15 protein-coding genes are annotated in these 25,380 nt (G+C 44.1%); 8 read left to right on the forward strand and 7 right to left on the reverse strand.

Features of this window, described 5'->3' with window-relative positions:
* Positions 1-9: 9 nt before the first annotated feature.
* Both ACHLI0_RS22255 and nuoF read right to left on the reverse strand, forming a co-directional pair.
* Positions 10-1,776, reverse strand: a complete 1,767-nt coding sequence (locus tag ACHLI0_RS22255; protein ID WP_490750062.1) for an NADH-dependent [FeFe] hydrogenase, group A6 — start codon at positions 1,774-1,776, stop codon at positions 10-12.
* Between the two features lie 11 nt (positions 1,777-1,787).
* Entirely contained in the window at positions 1,788-3,695 is a 1,908-nt protein-coding gene (gene nuoF / locus ACHLI0_RS22260; RefSeq protein WP_490750063.1) for an NADH-quinone oxidoreductase subunit NuoF, read from the reverse strand.
* Between the two features lie 581 nt (positions 3,696-4,276).
* Here nuoF and ACHLI0_RS22265 point away from each other — a divergent pair.
* From ACHLI0_RS22265 to ACHLI0_RS22275, 3 genes are all read left to right on the forward strand, one after another.
* Positions 4,277-7,033: an endo-acting ulvan lysase-like protein gene (locus tag ACHLI0_RS22265; RefSeq protein ID WP_490750064.1), complete on the forward strand. Its 2,757-nt coding sequence runs from the start codon at positions 4,277-4,279 to the stop codon at positions 7,031-7,033.
* A 144-nt stretch (positions 7,034-7,177) separates the two neighbouring features.
* Complete coding sequence (locus ACHLI0_RS22270) at positions 7,178-10,471, forward strand: alginate lyase family protein (protein ID WP_490750065.1); 3,294 nt, start codon at positions 7,178-7,180, stop codon at positions 10,469-10,471.
* 211 nt (positions 10,472-10,682) lie between these two features.
* Entirely contained in the window at positions 10,683-11,054 is a 372-nt protein-coding gene (locus tag ACHLI0_RS22275; RefSeq protein ID WP_008766743.1) for a hypothetical protein, read from the forward strand.
* A 105-nt stretch (positions 11,055-11,159) separates the two neighbouring features.
* Here ACHLI0_RS22275 and uxuA read toward each other — a convergent pair whose 3' ends face one another.
* Both uxuA and ACHLI0_RS22285 read right to left on the reverse strand, forming a co-directional pair.
* The gene (gene uxuA, locus ACHLI0_RS22280) at positions 11,160-12,347 is read right to left on the reverse strand and encodes a mannonate dehydratase (RefSeq protein WP_490750066.1); all 1,188 of its coding nucleotides are present in this window, start codon (positions 12,345-12,347) and stop codon (positions 11,160-11,162) included.
* A gap of 12 nt (positions 12,348-12,359) precedes the next feature.
* Positions 12,360-13,175, reverse strand: coding sequence for an SDR family oxidoreductase (locus ACHLI0_RS22285; RefSeq protein WP_490750067.1), 816 nt, complete (start codon positions 13,173-13,175; stop codon positions 12,360-12,362).
* 212 nt (positions 13,176-13,387) lie between these two features.
* Between ACHLI0_RS22285 and ACHLI0_RS22290 the strand changes: the two genes are divergently transcribed.
* Positions 13,388-15,334 carry a glycoside hydrolase family 97 protein gene (locus ACHLI0_RS22290; protein ID WP_490750068.1) on the forward strand — a complete coding sequence of 649 codons (1,947 nt, stop codon included), beginning with the start codon at positions 13,388-13,390 and terminating at the stop codon, positions 15,332-15,334.
* On the opposite strand, the gene murQ is transcribed toward ACHLI0_RS22290, so the two are convergent.
* Genes murQ through ACHLI0_RS22305 form a run of 3 tightly spaced genes read right to left on the reverse strand, consistent with a single transcriptional unit; the run spans position 15,318 to position 17,305 of the window.
* Positions 15,318-16,151 carry an N-acetylmuramic acid 6-phosphate etherase gene (gene murQ / locus ACHLI0_RS22295; RefSeq protein ID WP_225709903.1) on the reverse strand — a complete coding sequence of 278 codons (834 nt, stop codon included), beginning with the start codon at positions 16,149-16,151 and terminating at the stop codon, positions 15,318-15,320. The genes ACHLI0_RS22290 and murQ overlap by 17 nt on opposite strands.
* Positions 16,152-16,161: 10 nt before the next feature.
* Positions 16,162-16,545 (reverse strand): DUF3037 domain-containing protein, encoded by a 384-nt coding sequence (locus ACHLI0_RS22300; RefSeq protein ID WP_008760453.1) that lies wholly within the window; start codon positions 16,543-16,545, stop codon positions 16,162-16,164.
* On the reverse strand, positions 16,523-17,305 hold the full coding sequence (locus ACHLI0_RS22305) for a HipA family kinase (protein WP_225709904.1): 783 nt from the start codon (positions 17,303-17,305) through the stop codon (positions 16,523-16,525). The genes ACHLI0_RS22300 and ACHLI0_RS22305 overlap by 23 nt, the downstream gene beginning before the upstream one ends.
* A gap of 153 nt (positions 17,306-17,458) precedes the next feature.
* Here ACHLI0_RS22305 and ACHLI0_RS22310 point away from each other — a divergent pair, with 153 nt between their 5' ends.
* The 4 genes from ACHLI0_RS22310 (at position 17,459) to ACHLI0_RS22325 (ending at position 25,331) form a co-directional block, all read left to right on the forward strand.
* On the forward strand, positions 17,459-19,069 hold the full coding sequence (locus ACHLI0_RS22310) for a hypothetical protein (RefSeq protein WP_225709905.1): 1,611 nt from the start codon (positions 17,459-17,461) through the stop codon (positions 19,067-19,069).
* 110 nt (positions 19,070-19,179) lie between these two features.
* Positions 19,180-21,099: a glycoside hydrolase family 127 protein gene (locus ACHLI0_RS22315; RefSeq protein WP_490750069.1), complete on the forward strand. Its 1,920-nt coding sequence runs from the start codon at positions 19,180-19,182 to the stop codon at positions 21,097-21,099.
* A gap of 185 nt (positions 21,100-21,284) precedes the next feature.
* Positions 21,285-24,068: a two-component regulator propeller domain-containing protein gene (locus tag ACHLI0_RS22320; protein WP_225709907.1), complete on the forward strand. Its 2,784-nt coding sequence runs from the start codon at positions 21,285-21,287 to the stop codon at positions 24,066-24,068.
* A 747-nt stretch (positions 24,069-24,815) separates the two neighbouring features.
* On the forward strand, positions 24,816-25,331 hold the full coding sequence (locus tag ACHLI0_RS22325) for a sigma-70 family RNA polymerase sigma factor (RefSeq protein WP_055217305.1): 516 nt from the start codon (positions 24,816-24,818) through the stop codon (positions 25,329-25,331).
* The last annotated feature ends 49 nt before the right edge of the window (positions 25,332-25,380 follow it).

Consider the following 25,380-nt stretch of genomic DNA (forward strand, 5'->3'; position numbering starts at 1 on the left):
TGTTTAAAGTTAATCAATCGATTTGTTGAAATAATGCGTGTGCAAGAGCATTTCCGATTTCTCACCCAGCGGTTTGCCGAGATATTCTTCATACAGTTTCTGAATATACGGGTTATCGTGAGATTTGCGCAAAGGTTTGTTGGCATCTTCCCGGTAAAGGGCGTTGGCACGGGCGTAGAGAACGTCCGAGTTGCCGTGATGCAACGGTTGCCCGCCACCTCCGATGCAGCCGCCGGGGCATGCCATGATTTCGATGACATGATATTCATTATGTCCGTTTCGTATATCTTCCAGTAAGTGCCTTGCGTTGCCTAGTCCGTGTGCGATGCCTACTTTCAGTTCAAATCCGTTCAGGTTGATGGTGGCGCGCCGGACACCGCTCAGTCCGCGTACCTGTTCAAAGTTGACATTCTTCAGCGGCTGTCTGGTGTAGATTTCATAAACGGAGCGCAGGGCGGCTTCCATGACACCACCCGTCGTACCGAAGATGACACCGGCGCCGGTCGATTCTCCCATAGGGTTGTCGAACGGGCTGTCCAGCACGAGGGTAAAGCCGATGTTGGCTCGCTTTATCAGGCGTGCCAGTTCGCGGGTGGAGATGGAGTAATCGACGTCGGGGACACCGTTTACTTTGAACTCGTCGCGGTCACATTCATATTTCTTGGCAAGGCAGGGCATAATGGAGACGACTACCAGCTTTTCGCGGGGGATTCCCATTTTCTCTGCCCAGTAAGACTTGGCGATGGAGCCGAACATCTGTTGTGGAGAACGGGCGGTAGAAGGGATATCCAGCATATCCGGGAAGTGGTGTTCGAAGAAGTTTACCCAAGCCGGACAGCAGGAAGTCAGAATCGGAAGCCGGACGGATTTATCTCCGTCCAGATAGCGTGTCAGTCGGTTCAGAATTTCGGAACCTTCTTCCATGATGGTGAGGTCGGCGGCAAAGTCGGTATCGAATACGTAGTCGAAACCCAGTTCGCGGAGGGCGTAAACCATTTTTCCGGTTACCAGTGTGCCGGGAGGCAAGCCGAATTCTTCTCCCAGGGCGGCACGTACGGCGGGGGCAGTCTGGACAATTACGATCTTATCGGGGTCGGCCAAATCGTCCAGAAGGCGGTTGGTGTAATCCCGTTCGGTCAGTGCGCCTACCGGGCATACGGCTACGCATTGACCGCAGTAGGTACATTCGCTGTCCTTCATCATTCTGTCGAAGGCAGGGGCTATCGTTGTGTTGAATCCGCGGCGGATGGCTCCCAGTGCGCCGACTGTCTGTACATCGTTGCAGACACTTTCGCATCGGCGGCAGAAGATGCACTTGTCCATGTTGCGCACAATGGAGGAGGTCACTTCCCGTTTGCGGGGAGAAAGTTCGCCGCCGTTGAACGGCATTTCACGGATGTTGAAGCGCAGTGCCAGTGTCTGGAGTTCACAGTTGCCGCATTTGGGACAGGTGAGACAGTCGTTGGGATGATCGGACAGGATCAGTTCGGCTACCACTTTCCGGGCGTTCATCACGCGCAGGGTGCTGGTTTTCACTACCATCCCTTCCGTGCAACGGGTAGCGCAGGCGGGAGCCAGATTGCGGCGTCCTGCCACTTCGACTACACAGATGCGGCAGGAAGCGGGATTGTTCTTGATGCAGGTTCCTTTCAGGTCGATGTGACACAGCGTAGGTATGTTGATGCCGATTTTGCAGGCGGCTTCGAGGATCGTGCTTCCTTCGGGTACGGTGATAAAGTGACCGTCTATCTGGAGGGTAATTTGTTTTTCTTCCATAGCAGTAGATTTTAGCAGACAAGAATAGCTTTGAATTTACAGCGTGCCATGCACATGCCGCACTTGATACATTTCTCGGGGTTGATGACATGAGGCTTGCGTACCAAGCCGCTGATGGCATCCGCCGGACAATTCTTGGCACACAAGTGGCAACCGATACAAAGTTCCGGATTAATGGTATAGGTCAGCAGGGACTTGCATTGTTTGGCGCGGCAGGTCTTGTCTCTGACGTGTTCCAGATATTCGTCACGGAAGTTGTCGAGGGTAGACAATACCGGATTCGGAGACGTCTGTCCCAGTCCGCAGAGTGCCGTATCCTTTATCACCCGTCCGAGGGTGGCAAGCGTGTCCAGGTCTTTTTCCGTGCCCCGTCCTTCCGTTATCTTGTTCAGCAGTTCCAGCAGACGTTTGTTGCCGATACGGCATGGGGTACATTTACCGCAGGATTCTTCGACGGTAAAGTCGAGATAGAAACGGGCGACGGATACCATACAGTCATCTTCGTCCATCACGATCATGCCTCCCGATCCCATCATGGAACCGGCTGCCAGCAGGTTGTCGAAGTCGATGGGAGTATCCAGATGTTTCTCCGTCAGACAGCCCCCTGACGGACCGCCTGTCTGTACGGCTTTGAATTTCTTTCCTCCCTTGATGCCTCCGCCGATTTCGTAGATTACTTCCCGCAGGGTAGTTCCCATCGGTACTTCGATCAGTCCGACATTGTTGATCTTTCCGGCAAGAGCGAAGACTTTGGTGCCTTTGGAGCGTTCCGTTCCGATGGAGGCGAACCATTCGGCGCCTTTGGTCAGGATAATGGGAATATTGGCGAGGGTTTCCACATTGTTCACATTAGTCGGTTTGCCCAGATAACCGGATTCGGCGGGGAAAGGAGGTTTCAGGGTCGGCTCTCCCCGTTTTCCTTCCATCGAATGGATGAGGGCGGTTTCCTCGCCACAGACGAACGCGCCTGCTCCGTAACGGATCTCTATGTCGAAGCTGAAATCTGTCCCCAGGATGTGGTCTCCCAGTAATCCGTATGCACGGGCTTGCTCAATCGCTTTTTTGAGCCGGTTGATGGCCAGCGGATATTCGGCGCGGATGTAGACCAGTCCTTTGGAGGAACCGATGGAGTAACCGCAGATGCACATCGCTTCTACAATAGAGTGCGGGTCGCCTTCCATAATGGAGCGGTCCATGAAGGCGCCAGGGTCGCCTTCGTCGGCGTTGCAGACAACGTACTTTACGTCCGATACCTGCTTACTGGCAAATTCCCATTTCAGGCCGGTGGGGAAACCACCACCGCCACGCCCCCGCAGTCCGGAGCGTTTGATGATGTCGATGACGTCGGCAGGCTGTTTGTTGAGAAGACAGTCGGCCAGTGCGAAGTATCCTTCACGGGCGATGTATTCTTCTATATTTTCGGAGTCGATGAATCCGCAGTTGCGCAAGGCGATGCGGAGTTGTTTCCGGTAGAAGTCCATGTGTTTGGAGTCGCTGACGGTTTGCTCGGTCTTCGGGTCTATGTAGAGCAGCCGTCCGATTCTTCGTCCTCCGATGATGTGTTCGCTGATGATTTCCTCCGCATCTTCGGGAGTGACTTGGGTATAGAACGTATTGTCAGGAATGATCTTTACGATGGGGCCCTTTTCGCAGAAGCCGAAGCAGCCTACTGTGATGACGTCTACTTTGTCGGTTATCCCGTTTCTTTCAATGGCTTTTTGAAGATTTTCAGTGATGCCCTGACTGGAAGAGGCTTTACAACCGGTACCTCCGCAAATAAGAATCTGGAGGTGTGCTGTTCCGGACGCCAGCCCGCAACATTTTTCGGAAACCTTTTCATTACTTTCTTCGCGCAATGAAAGATGGTGCTCCGCTCTCTTCCTGATTATTTGCAAATCATGGATAGATAGTATTTTCATAAGTATCAGAATTGTTAGATTTCTGCAAATATAATTCTTTGTTCGGAATTAGCGCTTTGTTTAGGGAAAATAAATATTCTTCTTTGGTGCCGGCTTGCGGAAGTATGGTATGAAATCTTTATTTTTAACACTTTTAATAGACAGTGTTAACTATAATAATAGCATAAAAAAATTATCTTCGCATCGAAAAAGGGCGGATACCCATATGAATCCAACGATAGTTGGGGAGATTCGCAAGAACATTGTGGAGTGGCTTATGGGGACCTGTCGGTACTGTGTCTGAATGGGGAAATGCTCCTTGTATGAGTTTTATATAGCTCGATGGCAAGGATGTACAGCGAGAGGTTCCGGCGGGGACGGGGAAACGTAAGTTGCCTCCCTGATACAAAGGGAAAAAAGGGGATTGTGATAGCCTGTAAGTGGTATGCTTGCAGGCTATCTTTTTGAGTATACTTGAATGTCCGGAGTATGAAGGCAGTCCGTACCGCTGAAAATAAAAACAGCTTTTCTGATACCAGTTAGGTAAATTATTCCTTATTTTCGTATTAAATACGTAGCAAACGTAAATAAGAAATGGAAGTATGAGACGAATTTTGTTAGGATTATGTGTGCTTTTTTTCCTGAATGCGCACGGGCAGGAGATTCCGTTGCCGGAGAAGATGCCGCAGGATCATCCGAGAGTACTGACTACCCCGGAAGGAAAAAAAGAAACATGGAAGTTGATCAAGAAGGAAGCATGGGCACAAGATGTCTTTAACAAGCTGAAAGAACGGACGGAAGTATATACACGACGTACGGAAAGTCAGCCGGACTGGTTATTATCCCGTTTGGCCATGTACTGGAAGTCGCATGCAACGGAAGTGTACGTGAAAGGTGAGGTGTTCGACCATGCCGGAGGCGAGAAGGCACCTGCCCCGACGGTTCGCTATACCGGAACACGAGGGACGGCCGCTACGCACGGTCGACCTAAACTGGAAGATGTAGTACCTTATGACGATAGTGCGGAAGGAAACGTGACTTTCTGCAACAATGCCCTGAAAGGCCGTCCGCTGGAGAGTGTGCATCCGTCCAAGACCGGACGCAATATTGAAAGTCTGAACTGTGAGATTCTGGGAATTGCCCGTGACGCCGCTTTCCTCTATTGGATGACGGGAGAGGAAAAGTATGCCCGACTGGCTGCCGGCGTTTTCGATACTTATATGACGGGAATCTATTACAGGAATGTTCCTGTTGACCTGAATCACGGGCATCAGCAGACACTGGTGGGGCTGACTTCTTTTGAAGTGATCCATGAGGATGCTTTGCATATCGTTGTCCCTTTGTATGACTTCCTCTATCATTATCTGCAATCCAACTATCCGGATAAGATGATGATTTATGCCGGCGCATTGAAGAAATGGGCGGATAATATCATCGCCAACGGAGTCCCCCATAACAACTGGGATTTATTGCAGGCACGATATATCATGAACGTGGGACTGGTGCTGGAAGATAATAAAGAATATGCGGACGGGAAAGGACGCGAATACTATATTGACTACGTTATGAACCGTTCGAGCATCCGCCAGTGGAGTCTGACCAAGCTGGCCGATTACGGCTTTGACTCCGAAACGGGTATATGGGCGGAATGTCCGGGATACAGCAGTGTAGTCATCAATGACTACGCGAACTTCGCCAATCAGTTTGACCACAATCTGCAATATGACTTGGTAAAGGCAATGCCTGTGCTGGCAAAAGCAGTAGCGACTACTCCGCAGTATCTTTTTCCGAACCGGATGATCTGTGGTTTCGGAGATACGCATCCAAGTTACTTAAGTACGAACTTCTTTATCCGGATGATACAGAATGCGCAGGCAAACGGAAAGAAAGAGCAGGAACGTTACTTCACCGCTTTGCTGAAATGTCTGAATCCGGAGGAAGGCAGCGAAAAAAGTGGCAAGAAGAATGTACGGGCCTCTGTCAATTCCTTCTTTGAGGACAAGCCGTTGGTGTTGGACCCGAAGGTGGAGGCGGGGAAAATCGAGGATTATGTATCTCCTCTGTTCTATGCTCCCAACGTATCGTGGCTGGTACAGCGCAACGGGATGCATCCGCGCAACAGTCTGATGATTTCTCTCAACGCAAGTGAAGGCAATCATATGCACGCGAATGGCATTTCGATGGAGCTTTACGGAAAAGGATACGTGCTGGGACCGGATGCGGGTATCGGACTTTTCCTGTATAGCGGTCTGGATTATGCGGAATATTACTCTCAATTCCCCAGTCATAATACGGTTTGTGTAGATGGCATTTCCAGTTATCCGGTGATGAAAAGTAATCATTCTTTCGATTTGCTTTCCTGTTTTCCGGCTTCGGCGGAACCGGGTAAAGGATTTACCTCCGTCACCTATAGTCAGGTCGCTTTCCGTGAGCCGGAGAGCAGGGCGGATCAGACTCGACTGATGGGCATTGTTACTACCGGTCCGGAGACAGGGTATTATGTGGATGTATTCCGCAGCCGGAAAGAACGGGGAGGCGATAAAATGCACGATTATTTCTACCATAATTTAGGTCAGACAATGACACTTACGGCTGCCGACGGTACGGACTTGAATTTGCAGCCTACCGAAGAGCTAGCTTTCGCAGGTGCCCATCTTTATGCTTATTCCTACTTATATGATAAGAAAGTGGCTGCCACCGGTCAGGATGTGAAAGTGACTTTTACCATCGACATGAAGGATAAAGGCGGAGATGATATTTCCATGAATCTTTGGATGAAAGGAGAACCGGAACGGGAAGTGTTCACCGCACTGGCACCGATGACCGAAGGATTGAGCCGGACTCCCCATATGCCTTATAATATAAAGGAACAGCCTACTCTCACCTTCGTTGCCCGCCAGCATGGAGAAGCGTGGAACCGTCCTTTTGTCGCTGTTTATGAACCAAGTACGCAGAAAGAGCCTTCGGCTATTCAGTCAGTCTCTTACTTTGATGCGGAAGAGTCCGGATTGAAAGATTTTGCCGGTATCTGTGTGGAAAGTAAAAACGGGCGTACAGACCATATTTTCTCTTTGGCGGATTCGTCGCAGACCGCTACTTATCAGGGAATGAAAGTGAAAGCGGACTATGCCGTAATCAGTAACGAATATGCGGGAAACCGGACACTGTTTATGGGGAACGGGACGCAACTGACTGCATCCGGTATCAGTGTCCAGACTTCGGAGGCTGCTAATGTGCTGCTTGAAAAGAAGCAGGAAAAATGGTATATTCTTACTTCTGCCCCCTGTAAGATAGTGATTGACGGAAAAGCGGTGCAATCTGGAATAACCACCGAATTGACGTTATTGGCTGTACAATAAGAATCATTGCTAGATGAATAAACATATCATTGTTTTAATTGAACGATTGTTGTTTTGCGAGTTTTCATAAATATCTTTGATAGAGAATAGGTGAATCGTCTTTATTGTTCGTAATATTATAAAAGAATTTTATTCGGTAATATCATGAAGAAATATTGCTTCTTATTATTAGCTGCATTATTAGGTGGTGCAACTTGTATCTTTGCTAAAGACACGCTTGCAACCTGGAAGGCTCCCGCAGGAGTTGCTTTAAATAGTGATTTTACGGTTAAGGTCCGTTTGCAAGATGGAGTCTGGCATACCTTATCTTCTTATCTTATTAAGGTGGATGAGGTAAGAGATACACGACATTATGTAGAAAATGCTTCGATGGCAATTTTTGATTTTACAGGAAAAGTGGAAGTAGCCGTAACCTATAATTTGGGAGAAGTACAGACGGCAAAAGTCCGTCCTCTCTCGTATGATATCCCATTTCAAATCGATGGTAATACAGTAACTTTTACATTAGAGCATCCTCGAAATTTGTCAGTAGAAGTAAATGGGGATATTTTTCATAATCTTCACTTATTTACAGGATCTCCGGAAAGAACGATTCCGGACAAAGATAATCCGGAAGTAATTTACTTTGGTCCTGGAATACATACAGTAAAAAATGGGGAATTGAGAGTGCCATCCGGTAAGACTGTGTATCTGGCAGGAGGAGCTGTTTTAATGGGGCGTGTCCTAATCGAAAACGTACATGATGTAAAATTGCTAGGAAGAGGAATTATCGATCATTCTATAAAAGGAGGTATTCGTATTGCGAATTCCCGAGATGTCTATGTAGAAGGAATTGTTGCTACTCAATGTGCGACAGGAGGGTCGGAAAATGTTACTATCCGTAATGTCAAAAGTATTAGTTATTATGGGTGGGGAGATGGCATGAATGTTTTTGCGAGCAATAACGTATTATTTGATGGTGTCTTCTGCCGTAACTCAGATGATTGTACAACTGTTTATGGCACTCGTTTGGGATTTGAAGGAGGTTGTCGGAATATAACAATGCAGAATTCCACTCTTTGGGCAGATGTAGCCCATCCTATTTTTATTGGAATTCATGGTAATTCAAAAGCTCCCGAAGTTTTGGAAGATCTGAATTATATTAATATTGATATATTGGATCATAGAGAGAAACAAGTCGATTATCAAGGATGTATGGCTATTAATGCAGGTGATAACAATTTAATACGCAATGTTCATTTTGAGGACATCCGTGTTGAGAATTTCCGTCAGGGGCAACTTGTCAATTTACGTATCTTTTATAATGAAAAATACTGTACCGCTCCCGGAAGAGGAATTGAGAACATCTTGTTTAAGAATATATCCTATACCGGAGAGAATGCGGAACTTTCTATTATTGAAGGATATGATGAAAAACGTAAGGTAAAGAACATACGTTTTGAAAATTTGAAAATAAATGGAAAATTGATTGATGATAATATGCCGGACAAACCTCGGTGGTATAAGACTTCAGATATGGCACGCATATATGTAGGACCTCATGTGGAAAATATTGTTTTTACAAGTGATGTAACTCAGTCACAACGTCGTTTTGTTCATCCGGGTATTACTTATACGCAAGGTGACCTTGATCGTATGAAAGCAATGGTAGAGGCCAGACAAGAACCTTATTATTCTACCTTTTTGAAATTGAAGGAGTCTTCTTATTCATCACTTGATGCACCTGTGGTGAATCGTGGAGAGCAAATAAAGGAAGGGCGATTTAATGCTACAATCGGGGTGGATGGGCGTCGTGCTCATGATTTAGCTCTTCTTTGGCACTTGACAGGAGAAGAAGCCTATGCACGTAAGGCTGTAGAATATTTGAATGCGAATTCTTATTATACTAATACTAGTAGTCGTGGTACAGGACCGTTGGATAATGGGAAAATTTATTTGTTGATTGATGCGGCTGAAATGATGAGAGATTATTCTGGATGGACACGGCAAGATCAGCAACGTTTCAAAGATATGCTGGTTTATCCGGGGTATAGTAATACGGAAAATTATTCTGCTAAATATGCTAATTATCTGGATGATACAAAAAATGGAGTAACTTTTTATTGGAATATCTATAATTTTGATGCAGCGCGTTTCGGTAATCAAGGATTGTTTGCAGCACGCAGTATGATGGCAATGGCTATCTATCTTGATAATGAGATAATGTATGACCGTGCTTATCGCTATTTACTGGGAATGAAACATCGTAAAGATGATTTGCCATATCCTTCAGGACCGGCTATTTCCAGCGATCAACCCATTCATGTTTCTCCTACTATGATTGATTATAAATTGTTACAACGGAAGAATGATATTCAGGATTATGGTTATGACGAACAGCTTCAATATTATATTTATCCTAATGGTCAGTGTCAGGAATCCAGTCGTGATCAGGGACATGTATTAGCCGGGTTGCACAATTATGTTGCTATTGCAGAAATGGCATGGAATCAGGGGGATTCTTTATATAGTAGTTTGGATAATCGTTTATTGCTCGGGCTAGAATGGAGTTATCGTTATAACCTGTCAAGTATTCAATCTTACAAAAAACAGGAAACACCTTGGGAGCCGACAGGATTAACAAAGGATATGAATGAAGTCACATTTGATAACGGGAAATATCTCCAGATAAAAAGTCGTAGCGGACGTTGGGAGTCTGTGAATATCTCCTCTCATGGACGGGGAGATGTTGCCGGGACAGGAGGAACCAGAGAAATGGCATTGGCACATTATGCGGTGCGTAGTGGATTACCGGCTGAAAAATATACCTGGTTACAGCGTTATCGTGATTATATGATAGAACGTTATGGATGTGAAAATTGGGGAGTAGCCCCGAATTGGTTTTATGAGTGGACTGGTTGGGGGACTTTAACTAAGCGACTGACCCCTTGGATGGCAGGTGATCCGGTTACTTTTTCTACAGGTAAGCGAGTATCCGGTTTGCATCAATTGCCCAGTACAATTTTGGCTGCTGATTATGATTATTATTGTATATCAGAAAATCCTGAAGGGCATACCTATCATAATATAGGGACAGTACGTGGAAATGAGTATCGTCCGGATGGAGCAGTTGAATTACAGAAAATAGATAATAAATACGTAGTGGTTCAGGTAGAAGACGGCGAGTGGATGAATTATACTGTCAATATCCCTAAAAGTGGAGCTTATGCTGTTTATCTTACTTATTCGGCAAATTCCTCTTCACATGTAGCAATGGCCTCTGATCAGGGATTAGAAATCTCGTCTTCGATCCCTTCTTCTAAAAAGTGGAAAGAAACAAAACTTGGCGAACTTTCACTTTCGGCTGGTGCCTGTGTATTGCGTTTACGTGTTGACAAGGCCGGACAAAAGTTATGTCTCAGTGCTTTCCGATTGGAAAAAGTAGAAAGGGATAGATAAAGTGGTGATATGATATAAGTATGTGTGAAGCATTTTTTAGGGAGTAATTAACGTATAACTCAAGTAATTTGTAGGAAAATATAGAAAAAGAACAGAAAAATGATCATTATGATATTATAAATTACTATTTTTGTGCACTCTGTTACAGGATGATATTCTGATCCTGATAATTGAACCGTTGAGCATGTTTTATATTATAAATGATAGATATATGAAATTATTGATTTTTATTTCGTTATTTGGAGGCTTATTGTTAGCCTCTTGCGGTAGCAGTAGTTCACAAAAAAATGCAAGTACACAAGAAGTAAATCCGGCAGACACTATTTATTTAGGTGATTTACGTGAAAAATTTGAAGGAGATAGTATTTTCTTTAAAGTGGTTGCTCCTGACTTGATGCTGATGGATTACCAGTATTTCTGGGCGGCTACAGAGTCTGAAGCTGTGGAGAAAGGACTGACTAAAGAGTATTATAAGCGTGTTAAGAAAGAAATTTCAGAAACCAATGAAGCAATTAAAAAAGGTGTAATGAAAGGTGCGGATGTAAAACGTATACCGGATTTCCAAGAAGGACAAAAGAAATAAACCGTTTCAAAAAGAAATAGGTTATTGCTATGATAGATAAAAAGAAGGGAGATGTTAAATATGACTTCTCCCTTCTTTTTTGCATAAACGTCTGGTGAAAGAGAATCATAATTTCATCTGACGTTTTATTTCATCATCCACTACCGTCATCATACCCTCTACTTGTGCCAGTGCCAGCATACGTCCATAAAAAGAATAGCCTGGATTATACCCCTTGTCTTCATCTCCCAGCATCATTCTTCCATGATCAATGCGCATAGGTAATCCCGGATTTTCTTTCTCAAAGATTCGGATAAGGTCAATGATATGTCCTCTTCCTGCCAGGTGAGAACTTTCAATGAAGTTTCCACCCGGCATGGCAGCTGTGCTGCGTAGGTGTACAAAATGCGTACGTTTGGCAAACTTCTTTGCCAATTCGCGGGTATCATTGTGTTCGCCGGCACTCAAGGAACCTGCACAAAATGTCAGTCCGTTGTGCGGATTGTCTACTGCATTCAGGAACCAGGCTATATCTTCTTCATTAGTAACGATACGAGGAAGACCAAGAACCTGGAATGGAGGATCATCGGGATGCACACACATATTCACTCCGTATTCTTCGCAAACCGGCATAATGGCAGAAAGAAAGTAACACATATTTTCTCGCAGGATGTCACGGTTAATATCCTTGTACAAAGCTAACAACCGTTTGAAGAGAAGGACCGGTTCTTTGTCTCCTTCTTTGATGTTCCCATTGACAAATCCTTGTGTCTTAACGATAATGGTATCAATCAGATCATCCTTCTCTTTTTCGGTGATCACCTGATCCAGTTCGGAAACTTTATGAAGTTCCTCTTCTGTATAATCCTTTTCAGCCCTTTCCCGTTCCAGTATCTTTATGTCGAAATAGGCGAAACGGATACGGTCATAATACAATGAGCTAGTACCGTCCGGCCAGGGGTATTGCAAGTCTGTACGTATCCAGTCGATGACTGGCATAAAGTTATAGCAAACAGTTTTTATTCCACATTTACCCAGATTGGCAAGGCTTACTTTGTAGTTCTCTATCAACTGTTCACGTTCTGTTCCACCATATTTGATCGCTTCGCATACGGGCAAACTTTCTACTACAGACCAGCGTAGTCCGTATGACTCTATATAGGACTTCAGATCATTAATCGCTTCTACTGTCCATATTTCTCCGTTCGGTACGTCGTGCAAAGCTGTAACAATCCCTTCCACACCTATTTGCCGGAGCATTGGCAAGGTAATTTTGTCTTTCTTGCCAAACCATCTCCATGTTTTTTCCATCATAGTTTCTTCTCCTTATACGCCGCTGAATGCACTGAATCCACCGTCGATAGGCAACATTGCACCGGTTACAAAACTGGCAGCTTCGCTACACAAAAATTGTACGGCACCGTTCAATTCTTTAATATCACCAAAACGGTTCATCGGTGTCTTGGCTAAAACCTTTTTGCTTCTGTCAGTCAGCGAGCCATCCGGATTGATAAGTACGCGACGGTTCTGATCGCCGATAAAGAAACCGGGAGCAATGGCATTTACACGGATGCCGTCACCATATTTCAGAGCCATCTCACTGGCAAGCCATTGTGTAAAGTTGGCTACAGCTATCTTTGCTGCCGAATACCCCGGCACACGGGTGATGGCACTATAAGCAGCCATAGAAGACACATTGATAATGCACCCTTTTTTCTGTTTTGCCATCACTTTACCAAAGATCATAGACGGATAGACTGTACCGTTCATATTCAGGCTGGTCACTTTCTCCCAACAGGAAATGTCCATATCATAAAAGTTCTGATCCGGTTCAAGAGTCGCTCCCGGCATGTTACCTCCGGCAATATTCAGTAGAATATCAATCTGTCCCCATTGGGCAACAATCTCTTCCGCTACTTTTTTCAGACTGGCGATGTCCAGTACATTTCCCATAATGCCGATAACATCCTGACCATATTGTTTTAGTTCCGCTACACGGTTGTCCAGTTGCTCCTGACGGATGTCGATAGCTACAACTTTTGCTCCCTGCTGTACAAAGTGCTGGGCGATATTTCCTCCCAATACACCACCTGCTCCGGTAATTACAGCCACTTTACCGGCAATACTAAATAATTCGTTCATGGTTTTATTTATTACTTATATGAATTGATGCAAAAGTAGCTGCTTTTTGAATGTGATGTTGTGCTTATTTTTGCAAGATGTTTGTTTATATTTGCAGAAATGTATGGAAGAAAAGAGACTTTTACAAAAAGAATTGAGAAGTAGTGTTTCTTTGCGGGGCAGATTGAGTATAATAATTAATTCGTTCGTATATATTGGAAAAACGGATAAACATGAACTTAAATAGAATGAAGAAAAGTATCTTGCTTTTACTGTTGGCAATACCGGTATTGACAAAGGCACAGAATGTGATGACAGAAACCCGCCGGGAACTGACTTCTCCGGACGGAGCGTATCGGTTCACCTTTTACCAGCGTTCGTTGGGAGAGGATAATGCGCGAATGTATTATACGCTGACATATAAGAATCGTCCGGTAGTGGAGGAGAGTGAACTCGGTGTACAGATAGAGAATCAGCTGTTTGAATCGGCATTGGGAGTACCGAACGATACCTGCCATTTTTGGTGCGAGAATCTGAAACTAACGGATACTGACCATCGGAAAAGCGATGAAACATGGAAACCTGTATATGGAGAACGTGCCGAAGTTCGGGACTGTTATAATGAAATGACTTTAAAGTTTCGTAAAGGAGAAGGACAAGGGATGACTGAAGGCGGTTACGACAAACGTAAAAACTACTTTATGAATATTATTGTCCGCGCCTATAACGAAGGAGTGGCATTCCGTTATCATTTTCCGGAAACGACCAATGGACTATTTTTACATATTACAGGTGAACAGACAAGTTTCACAATGCCTGAAGGTACAATGGCTTACTATGAACGTTGGGCACAAGGTCCTTATGAGCTTCGTCCCCTGTCAGGGTGGGGAAAAGAGGAAAGTGAACGTCCTTTGACCATGAAATTGCCTGATGGACTGACCGTTGCGTTATTGGAAGCGGAGATGGTGGATTATGCTCGTGGTAAATTCCGTCTGTCTGCAGAAAAGCCTTCAACACTGGAAACTAGTTTGTATAGCAGTGTTGACGTAATTTCTCCCTACAGTACCCCTTGGCGTGTTATTATGGCTGCCGAACGTCCGGTCGATTTGATTAATCATACTGATCTGGTTTTGAACTTAAATACTCCCTGTCGGATGTCGGATACTTCTTGGATTAAGCCCGGGAAAGTATTCCGTTCCGGGCTGAAGCAAGCTGAAGTAATGGCTGGAATAGATTTTGCGGCCGAACGTGGCATTCAATATGTACATATGGATGCGGGATGGTATGGTCCGGAAATGAAAATGAGTTCGGATGCTACTACGGTTTCTCCGGATAAGGATCTGGATATTCCTGCTTTATGTAAATATGCTGAATCTAAAGGCATTGGATTAATGGTATATGTCAATCAACGTGCTTTGGTACAACAGTTGGATTCTTTATTGCCATTGTATAAAAAATGGGGATTGAAGGGAATTAAATTCGGTTTTGTACAGATTGGTAATCAATATTGGAGTACATGGTTACATGATGCGATCCGTAAATGTGCGGAATATGAAATGATGGTGGATATTCATGATGAATATCGTCCGACGGGTTTCAGTCGTACTTATCCCAATTTGATGACACAAGAAGGTATCGGTGGAAACGAAGAGATGCCGGATGCGACACACAATACCATTCTCCCTTATACCCGTTTTCTTGCGGGTGCAGGAGATTATACACTCTGTTATTTTAATGGCCGTGTGAAAAACACCAAAGCACATCAACTGGCAATGGCAGCCGTATATTACAGTCCTTTGCAATTTATGTTTTGGTATGATAATCCTGCTATGTATAAAGGTGAGGAGGAGCTGGAGTTCTGGAAGGCCATTCCGACTGTTTTCCTTGAAAGTCGTGCGTTGGATGGAGAAATAGGTGAATATATCGTGCAGGCCCGCCGTTCCGGAGAAGAATGGTTTGTGGGAGCAATGACAAATACAGAACCGCGTACCATTACGTTAACCACGGATTTTTTGAAACCGGGAACGAAGTATAGAGTCAACTTGTACGAAGATGACGACAAATTGAATACACGTACAAAGGTTCGTACTACTCATAAGAAGATAAAAGCCGGAGATAAGTTAACTTTGAAGTTAAAGTCCTCCGGTGGTGCTGCACTGCATTTTACTCCTGTTGAGTAGAGTTGTGTCTGCGATAGGCCTCTATCGCAGACTTAACCGAACCGTGTAGCAACAGAAGTGCTTTAGCCTTTTCGTAGTCCAGATGGAGTTCTTCGATGATCATGCGCGTTCCCCGATCAATGAGCTTTTGGTTACTCAATTGCATATTGACCATTTTATTACCTTTCACTCGCCCCAGCTCAATCATGATAGTAGTGCTGATCATATTCAGAATCATCTTTTGAGCAGTACCCGATTTCATTCGCGAACTTCCTGTCACATACTCCGGACCGACAATCACTTCTATCGGTATATCAGCTTCGGCAGCCATCGGCGAATTTGGATTACTGGTAATGCAGCCGGTCAGTATTCCGTGTTCCCGTGCTGTGCGCATGGCTCCGATCACATACGGAGTGGTGCCGGATGCTGCAATTCCGATGACTGTATCTTCACTATTGATATGATGCTGCAATAACTCTTCCCATCCGCGGGACATATCATCTTCCGCATTCTCGACGGGATTGCGCAAGGCGGTATCTCCTCCGGCGATTAGTCCGATAACTACGGTGGGAGGCATACCGAAAGTCGGAGGTATTTCGGAAGCGTCGAGTACACCTAAACGTCCGCTTGTTCCGGCCCCCATATAGAATATTCTCCCACCTTTTTTTACTCGGGGAATAATTAATGTGACCAGTTTCTCTATTTGTGGGATTGCTTTCTGCACGGCATCCGCTACTTTATGGTCTTCAGTATTGATATCTTCCAGAATCTCTTTTACCGATTTCTTGTCGAGGTCATCATAGAGCGATGGTTGCTCTGTTATCTTGATAAATTCCATGATTGATCATTTAAAGCACTAATTCTTTGAACAAACGCTCCAAGGTAGCATCCAAATCCTCGGAAAATCCGGGATGCGGGCGGGATACTTGTATACATGAGCTTTTTACAGCGGTCAGCCACCGGAAACGATCGGGGACATCCATGCTTGCTATCATTCCCCCTTCCTTACTGCCCGAACAAATCCTATCGAAGACATGCAGTCCTTCTTTCAGACAATTCATATCCAGTTCGGAAGAAAACAGTTTCAGTTTATTCTCATCTATCGTATAAAGTGATTTGAGGTATTTGCACCGTTTGGAGAACAGTACAATACCTACATTGATAAATTCTTCACGTTCTACTTTGGGAACGAAACGAATGGTTGCGTATTCATATAAGTGCCTTTCTTGCATGCTGCGCTTCATTTACAAAGATTTCGGAATGCTTGATCCTTTCCTCTAAAAATTGAATATAAATATCTCTCAGGTCTTGTGGAGTTTCCTGTCCTTCCGTCCAGTTCAACCAGTCGTCGGGGACGGTATTGACTATTTCCCGTATCTTATCGGAGGTTAGTATCTGCTTGAATGCCGTATCAGTTTCTTCCAGTTGGTCGGCAAATGGCAATAAAACATGATCTTTTATCTGCACGAACGGGGTGAGTGCCTGCTTCTGCCAGTTGGTCCAGCTATGTTGGAAGTAAAGGGAAGCTCCATGATCGATCAGCCATAATTCTTTGTGCCACATCAGCATATTGGTATTCTTGATGGTACGGTCCACATTTGTCAGAAAAGCATCCATCCATACAATCTGTGAGGCGGTTTTACCATCCACTTGATGTACGACAGGGTCGAAGGTCAACGCTCCGGACAAGAAATGCAAACCGATATTCAATCCACGGCTCCATTGCAGTAAATCCTGTATCTCTTCATCCGCTTCCGTTCGTCCGAAAGCTTCATCTAAATTCAGGAAGATGATCTCCGGTACTCTGAAGCCCAGAGTACGGGCTATTTCTCCTCCGATCAATTCAGCGATTAGGGCTTTGGTTCCGTGCCCCGCTCCTCTGAATTTTACGACATATTTGAACTCATCGTCCGCTTCAGCCAAAGCCGGCAATGATCCGCCTTCCCGCAGGGGAAGAATATATCTAGTTACGTTTGCTGTACGTAAATCCATATCACTCCTTTCTTAAATTGAGAATAAAGATACGACGTTTTTGTGAGATTGTTGATGAAAGAGTTCCTATAATAATAGTTTTTTTATATTTTTCGATTGAGTATACTTTGGTTTCGTTACGTATTACATAAAATAACGATAAATGAGTGGAACATGAAACTACTTCGATTTTTAGTCTTTGGTATATTAGCGTTTATGTTATGGCCGGAATGTATAGCGGCGGAATGGCAGTGGTCTGTACAAATACCCGGTATTATTTCTAACGAAACCGATGATCATCCACAGGCATTTCTATGGATACCTTCCGATTGTGCCCGGGTAAAAGGTGTGATGATAGGTACTCACAATATGACAGAGGAAACCCTGTTTGAGAATCCTCTGTTTCGGGAGAAAATGTCCGAAATAGATATGGGCTTGATTTGGATTACTCCGGGCTGGGATCAGAAATGGGATGTATCTGCCGGAAGTCAGAAGGCATTTGAGCAGATGTTGGAGGACTTTGCTGCTATCAGCGGTTACAATGAATTAAAATACGTTCCGATTGTTCCTTTCGGACATTCGGCGATGGCAACTTATCCTTGGAATTTTGCAGCATGGAATCCCGAACGGACATTGGCTGTCATATCCTTTCATGGAGACGCACCGCGTACTAATCTTACCGGATATGGCCGTGATAACATGGAGTGGGGGAAACGTACTATTGACGGCATTCCCGGCTTGATGATCGAAGGAGAATATGAATGGTGGGAAGACCGTGTAAATCCGGCATTGGCGTTTCGCTTAATGTATCCCCGGAGTTGCATCTCGTTTCTTTGTGATACGGGACGCGGACATTTTGATATTGCAGACCGTACGGCAGTATACCTTGCATTGTTTCTGAAGAAAGCCATGGAGTACCGATTGCCGGAAACGTATGATGTAGATAAACCTGTAATGCTGAAGAAATTGAATCCGGAAAACGGATGGCTTGCCGAGCGTTGGCATCCTGACCAAAAGAGACGTGCCAAAGCGGCTCCCTTCAAACAATACAAAGGCGATCCGCATGATGCCTTCTGGTATTTCGATAAAGAGATGGCTGACATGACAGAAGAACGTTATCGTCAGGAAAGAGGGAAAAAACCGCAATATCTTGGTTTTGTACAAGAGAACAGCCTTCTTGCATATCACCCGAAGTCTCATGTGAAAGTTGCTGCCCGTTTCCTGCCGGAGGAAGATGGACTTACTTTTCATCTGAAAGCTGTATTTACGGATAGTCTGCATAAAACCATCTCCGACGAACATTCATCGACCTTTCCCGAAATAACCCGTATCTGCGGACCGGTACAGAAGGTGAATGATACTACTTTTACCGTTCGTTTCTATCGTATGGGAATGTATAATAAGCGTCGTACAGGAGACATCTGCCTGTTGGCGAGTCATGACGGTGATAATCAATATAAAAGTACAGTACAGGAACTTAGTTTCCGGATTCCTTACCGTAACACGGAGGGGAAACGACAGTATATACTTTTCCCAGGCATTGGGGATGTGAAGGCAGGGACGGAGTCCGTCACTCTTCGGGCTACTTCCGATTGCGGACTGCCTGTATATTATTATGTGAAAGAAGGCCCTGCGGAAATCGAAGGAAACAAACTTGTATTTACCCCGATACCTCCTCGCAGCAAATATCCGTTGAAGGTGACAGTAGTAGCCTGGCAATATGGGCTGGCGGGAAAGGTACAGACAGCGGAGCCGATAGAGCGAAGTTTCTTTATTTATCAATAATATGGAATAAAACGAAAACTCATGAAATGATCAATCAGAATTAATTTCATTGTGTTGAGTGTTGAACAGGGCTTATTCGTATCTTATTCAAAAGGATACAAAGAATGATTATGAATAAGAAAAATTTAGTTGCAATAGCATTATTGGTCGTGTCGGCTATGACGTCCGCCCAATCGGTATACCCCGGTCAGCACCAGGGGAAAATGAAAAAAGAGACAGTGGCTCCTGTACAAGTACAGAGTTTTGATTTAAAAGACGTTCGGTTGCTTCCGAGCCGTTTTCGTGATAATATGTTGCGGGATTCGGCATGGATGACTTCTCTTGATGTGAATCATCTGTTACATAGCTTCCGGACCAATGCCGGAGTCTTTGCAGGTCGTGAAGGCGGCTATATGACCGTGAAAAAACTCGGTGGCTGGGAATCTCTGGACTGCGAACTTCGCGGACATACTACCGGACATTTGCTTTCAGCTTACGCATTGATGTACGCTGCTACCGGAAGTGAGATTTTCAAACTCAAAGGAGATAGCCTTGTAAACGGATTGACCGAAGTGCAGAATGCACTTAAAGGAGGATATCTGAGCGCATATCCCGAAGAACTGATCAACCGCAATATTCAGGGAAAGAGTGTCTGGGCACCTTGGTATACCTTGCATAAACTTTATTCCGGTCTGATAGACCAATACTTATATGCAGATAATCAGCAGGCTTTGAGTGTGGTGACCAAAATGGGCGACTGGGCTTATAACAAACTGAAACCGCTTAGTGAAGAGACACGCCGGTTAATGATACGTAATGAGTTCGGGGGAATCAACGAATCATTTTATAATTTATATGCCATCACAGGCGACGAGCGTTATCGTTGGTTGGCGGAATATTTCTATCATAATGACGTGATCGACCCACTGAAAGAACTTCGGGATGATTTGGGAACCAAACATACAAATACATTTATCCCGAAAGTAATTGCAGAAGCTCGCAACTATGAATTGACACAGAATGAGACGAGCAAAAAACTTTCAGAGTTTTTCTGGCATACCATGATTGACCATCACACCTTTGCTCCGGGATGCAGCAGTGATAAAGAGCATTTTTTCGACCCGAAGAAATTCTCTAAACACTTGACAGGTTATACCGGTGAAACATGTTGCACCTACAATATGCTGAAACTTAGTCGCCATCTTTTCTGCTGGACCGGTGATTCTTCTATTGCCGATTACTACGAGAGAGCATTATACAATCATATCCTTGGACAGCAAGACCCGGAAACAGGGATGGTCACTTATTTCCTTCCGTTACTTTCCGGCTCTCATAAACTGTATAGCACTAAAGAAAATTCTTTCTGGTGTTGTGTAGGTAGTGGATTCGAGAATCATGCCAAATATGGAGAAGCCATCTATTACCATAACAATAAAGGCATCTATGTGAATCTGTTTATTCCTTCCCAGGTGACTTGGAAAGAAAAAGGACTGACGCTTCTTCAGGAAACCGATTTTCCGAAGGAAGAGACTACTCGGCTCACTCTTCGTGCAGAAAAGCCAAGGCATGCTACTATTTATTTGAGATATCCCTCATGGAGTAAAAATGTGAAGGTACTTGTGAATGGTAAAAAGGTGTCAGTGAAACAGAAACCGGGTTCTTATATCGCTATTACCCGTGAATGGAAAGATGGTGACCGTATTGCGGCCACTTATCCCATGCAGATCGAGCTGGAAGCTACTCCCGATGATCCGAATAAAGTGGCTTTGCTGTATGGTCCGTTGGTACTTGCCGGAGAACGGGGAACGGAAGGAATGCAGGCACCTGCTCCTTTCTCTGATCCTGCTCTTTACAACGATTATTATACTTATAATTTTCATGTTCCTGCCGACCTGCGTACATCATTGAAAATGGACGTGAAACACCCCGAACGAACATTGCATCGTGTGGGAAAAGACTTGAAATTTACTACGGAGCAAGGAGATGTGATCCGTCCGCTTTATGATTTGCATCACCAGCGTTATGTGGTGTATTGGGATTTACAAGATTGATTTAATTTAATGAACAGGCACGAATAAATTATTCGGGTGCATTGAGTAAATACTTCCGCCTCTTCGTATTTGTCTATTAGCATTAGCAAATACGGAGAGGCGACTTTTTAGATAAGGAACCGCTCTCTTTTGGAGATTTTTGTGTATGTTTGTCACATGTTTAATTTGATAAAGCCCGTTGGCAGGTGAAAAGCACGATTAAATATTTGGTTCTTATACTAATGTGTTGGGTTTGCGGGGAGAACTTGCAGGCACAACCCTATATGTTTCGTAATGTCGTTATGTCCGACGGCCTTTCCGGCTTGTTGGTGAATGCTATTTATAAAGATTCGGAAGGTTTCATCTGGTTGGGGACAGACAATGGCCTCGACCGTTTTGACGGTGTGAAGGTGAAGCATTTCGAATTCCGCGGAGTAGATTCGGGAAGAAAGAAACGGGTGAACTGTATCACAGAAACCGGTAACAAGCAATTATGGATAGGAAACGGAATCGGACTCTGGCGGCTGAATCGCTCCGGTAGTGAATTGCAGAGAATCGTTCCCGAGAAGATCGACTTTGCCGTCAATGCTTTGTTGGCAGATGGAGATGTACTTTATATAGGCACGGAGAGAGGACTGTTTATTCAGAAAGACGGTCAGTTGCTTCAGGTACAGACCGATAAGAATATGCTGGCGGCCTGTAACCGGATCATGGACCTCTGTCTGAATGAGGATAAGAGTGTACTTTGGTTGGCTACAGTGCAGGGTTTATTTTCTTATTCGCTGAAAGACGGTCGGATTAGTTCCTGGCATTTTCAGGAGAACGTTCCTGAAGCAGATTATTTCCGTTGTCTGACCCGCATTGGCGAAACGCTGTATCTGGGGACAATGAGTCAGGGAGTCGTACGTTTCGATATCCCGAAACAGACATTTGCCCATACGGTTTCTTTGGGATGCGATGTGATATCTGATATTTCCGGCGATGGAAAGGAGACGGTGTACATCGCTACAGATGGAAATGGGGTTCATTTCCTATCTCACAAAGACCGGAAAGTGGTTCGCCGCTTTTTCCATGATGTGAATGATAAAGAAGGGATTCGCAGTAATTCTATCTACTCACTACTGGTGGATGACAGGGGGGCAGTCTGGGTAGGACATTTCCAAGCCGGATTGGATTATTCACTGTATCAAAACGGACTGTTCCGTACGTACGCTTATCCTCCTCAGTTTAACTCTGCCAATTTATCCATTCGTTCGTTCGTAAACCGGGGACCGGAGAAAGTGATTGGTTCGCGTGACGGATTGTTCTATATTAACGAAGCTACCGGCATAGTGAAAAGTTTCGTGAAACCGGTTCTTACGTCCGATCTGATCCTTACCATTTGCTTCTATGAAGGTGAATATTATATCGGTACGTATGGCGGTGGCATGATGGTATTAAATCCGCAGACACTATCTCTTAAATACTTTACACAGGGGGATACGGAACTCTTCCAGAAAGGACATATCTTCTGTGTAAAACCGGATAACAGGGGAAATCTTTGGATTGGCACCTCGCAGGGATTATTCTGTTACAACGGACAGACAAAGCAAATCAAAAACTTCACCAGTGCCAACTCTCAGTTGCCCGAAGGAAATGTCTATGAAGTAAGTTTCGACTCTACCGGAAAAGGATGGATTGCTACGGAAACCGGTATGTGCATCTATGATCCGGCCTCACAAAGCCTTCGTTCCAATGTGTTTCCGGAAGGATTTGTACACAAAGATAAAGTACGTACTATTTATGAAGATGCAGAACATAACCTTTACTTTATTCGTGAGAAAGGCAGCCTGTTTACTTCTACCTTAACGATGGACCATTTCCGCAATCAATCGGTACTTTCTACTCTTCCTGATAACTCACTGATGTCAATAACAGAAGATAATCAAGGCTGGCTGTGGGTAGGCTGCAACGATGGATTGTTGCGCATTAAGGAAGAGGGAGAGGAGTACGACTCCTTCACCTTCAATGACGGAGTGCCGGGACCGACTTTCACTAACGGAGCGGCTTATAAAGATGAAAAAGGACTGTTGTGGTTTGGCAATACTAAGGGGCTGATCTATGTAGATCCGAAACAGGTAGATGAGGTACGTGGAAAGGTCCGTCCGATTGTCTTTACGGATATTCTGGCTAATGGAGTTTCCATCAACAAATCATCATTGAAGTATAATCAGAACAATCTTACTTTCTGTTTTACCGATTTTGCGTACGGATTGCCTTCTGCCTTGTTATATGAGTATAAACTGGAAGGAGTGGACAGTGACTGGAAGTTGCTGACAGCACAGAGTGAAGTATCGTATTATGGGCTTTCTTCCGGGACATACACATTCTGTGTACGTATTCCGGGCAATGAACAATCAATGGCCACTTATAAGGTGACAGTGCAGCCGATGATTCCTTGGTGGGAATGGGCGATTCTTGCTATATCGATTATTCTGATCGTTGTTCTGGTGAGATACTATGTGCGGAAATCTGCGCCATTGGTCACGGAAGTACATGAGATCTCATCCGAAGAAGAAGAGGAAGAAGAAAAGACGGCCGAACCACATCCTGCAGAAGAAAAATATAAGGCCAACCGTATGAGCGAAGCCGAATGTAAAGAGCTTCATGACAGGCTCGTTGCCTATGTGGAGAAAGAAAAACCTTATATTAATCCCGATCTGAAAATGGGAGAACTTGCCGCCGCATTGCATACTTCCTCCCATTCCTTGTCTTATCTGCTCAATCAATATCTTAATCAGTCATACTATGATTTTATTAATGAGTATCGGGTTGCCCAGTTCAAGAAAATGGTAGAAGATAGTGATTACTCCCGTTATACATTGACAGCATTGGCCGAATTATGCGGCTTCAGTTCACGTGCTTCTTTCTTCCGTTCATTCAAGAAAAGTACCGGAGTTACTCCGAACGAGTATATTCGTAGTATCGGAGGAACGGCTAAGGATGAATAGTAAATATGCTCCCTTCATTAAGCTATTATGCAGGTAAGATTAATGTATTCGGTCAGTAACAAGAGATCGTTTCACGTATATGATCCCATCGGTTCATGTACGTGATTCATTGGGTTTACGTACATGAACTGAATGGTTCACGTACGTGAAATGAATACATGAAAGCACCTGAATATATTAGTCAAGCCTTGTTTGTATGTTAAGCTTCCCAGCCTTTGTCTTAATACATGCAGCATACATAGAACAATATTGGGCGTAAACAACGTACATTCACGGCAAAAATGGTGTTTTTAACATTGGTAGACGTTACCCTTGAATAGTCTGTCTAATACCTGATAATCAAATGAATAAATAGAACGTTTATCAAAAACTGGTGATAATAGAAATCAAGAACTATTCTATTATCACCTTATTATCACCATCTATTATCACCCTTACTTCTTTAATTATAAGACACTTGTCCTGCCAAGGTGATAAGTGACAATAACCAAAGGCTTTTTGTTTCCCAGGTTACTTTGCTCAAATGGATGAGATATGAACCATCGGTCTGCTTATTATGCCCAAACAGAGTCTCATTTTATAAAATGAGACTCTGTTTTAAATGCACATAACTTGTTGATTATTAGTTGTGTGAATAAAATAAAGTCTACCTAGATGCGTTGAGATTCATCTCCCTTGTTTTTTGAAATCATTCTCCGGAATTGCCTTTATATTTGCATCGTGTTCAAAACCGAAAAAGATAGTATTATGGAGACAACAGCTTACACTTCCGACAACATTATCACCCGTTCTTACGAGGAATATCATCAGGTAATCTTAAACTATATTACCTATCGGATTGCTCACCGTTATGAAGCGGAGGATTTAACTCAGGATGTATTTGTGCGTCTGATGGATTACAAACAGATGCTCCGTCCGGATACAGTAAAATACTTCCTCTTCACGATCGCACGCAATTTAGTGACCGACTATATCCGTCGTTATTATAAAAAGCAGGAGATAGATAGTTACCTCTATGATTTTACTGTCACTTCTTCCAATGATACTGAAGAGAAAATCCTTGCTGATGACTTGGCTTCTATAGAACGACGTCAGCTTACTATTTTACCGGAACAGCGCCGCGTGGTTTATATCTTAAGTAGATATGAAGATAAAACTTCTACAGAAATAGCGGAAGAATTACATCTTAGCCGGCGTACAGTTGAGAATCATCTCTTTTTGGGACGCCGGGAGATGCGGGAGTTCTTCAAGAAATGCATTTAATCTTATTATTTAATAAATACCCTTTGTGCTTATGGAAAAAGAGTTAGAA

The sequence above is a fragment of the Bacteroides sp. RCH18 genome, assembly GCF_058231005.1.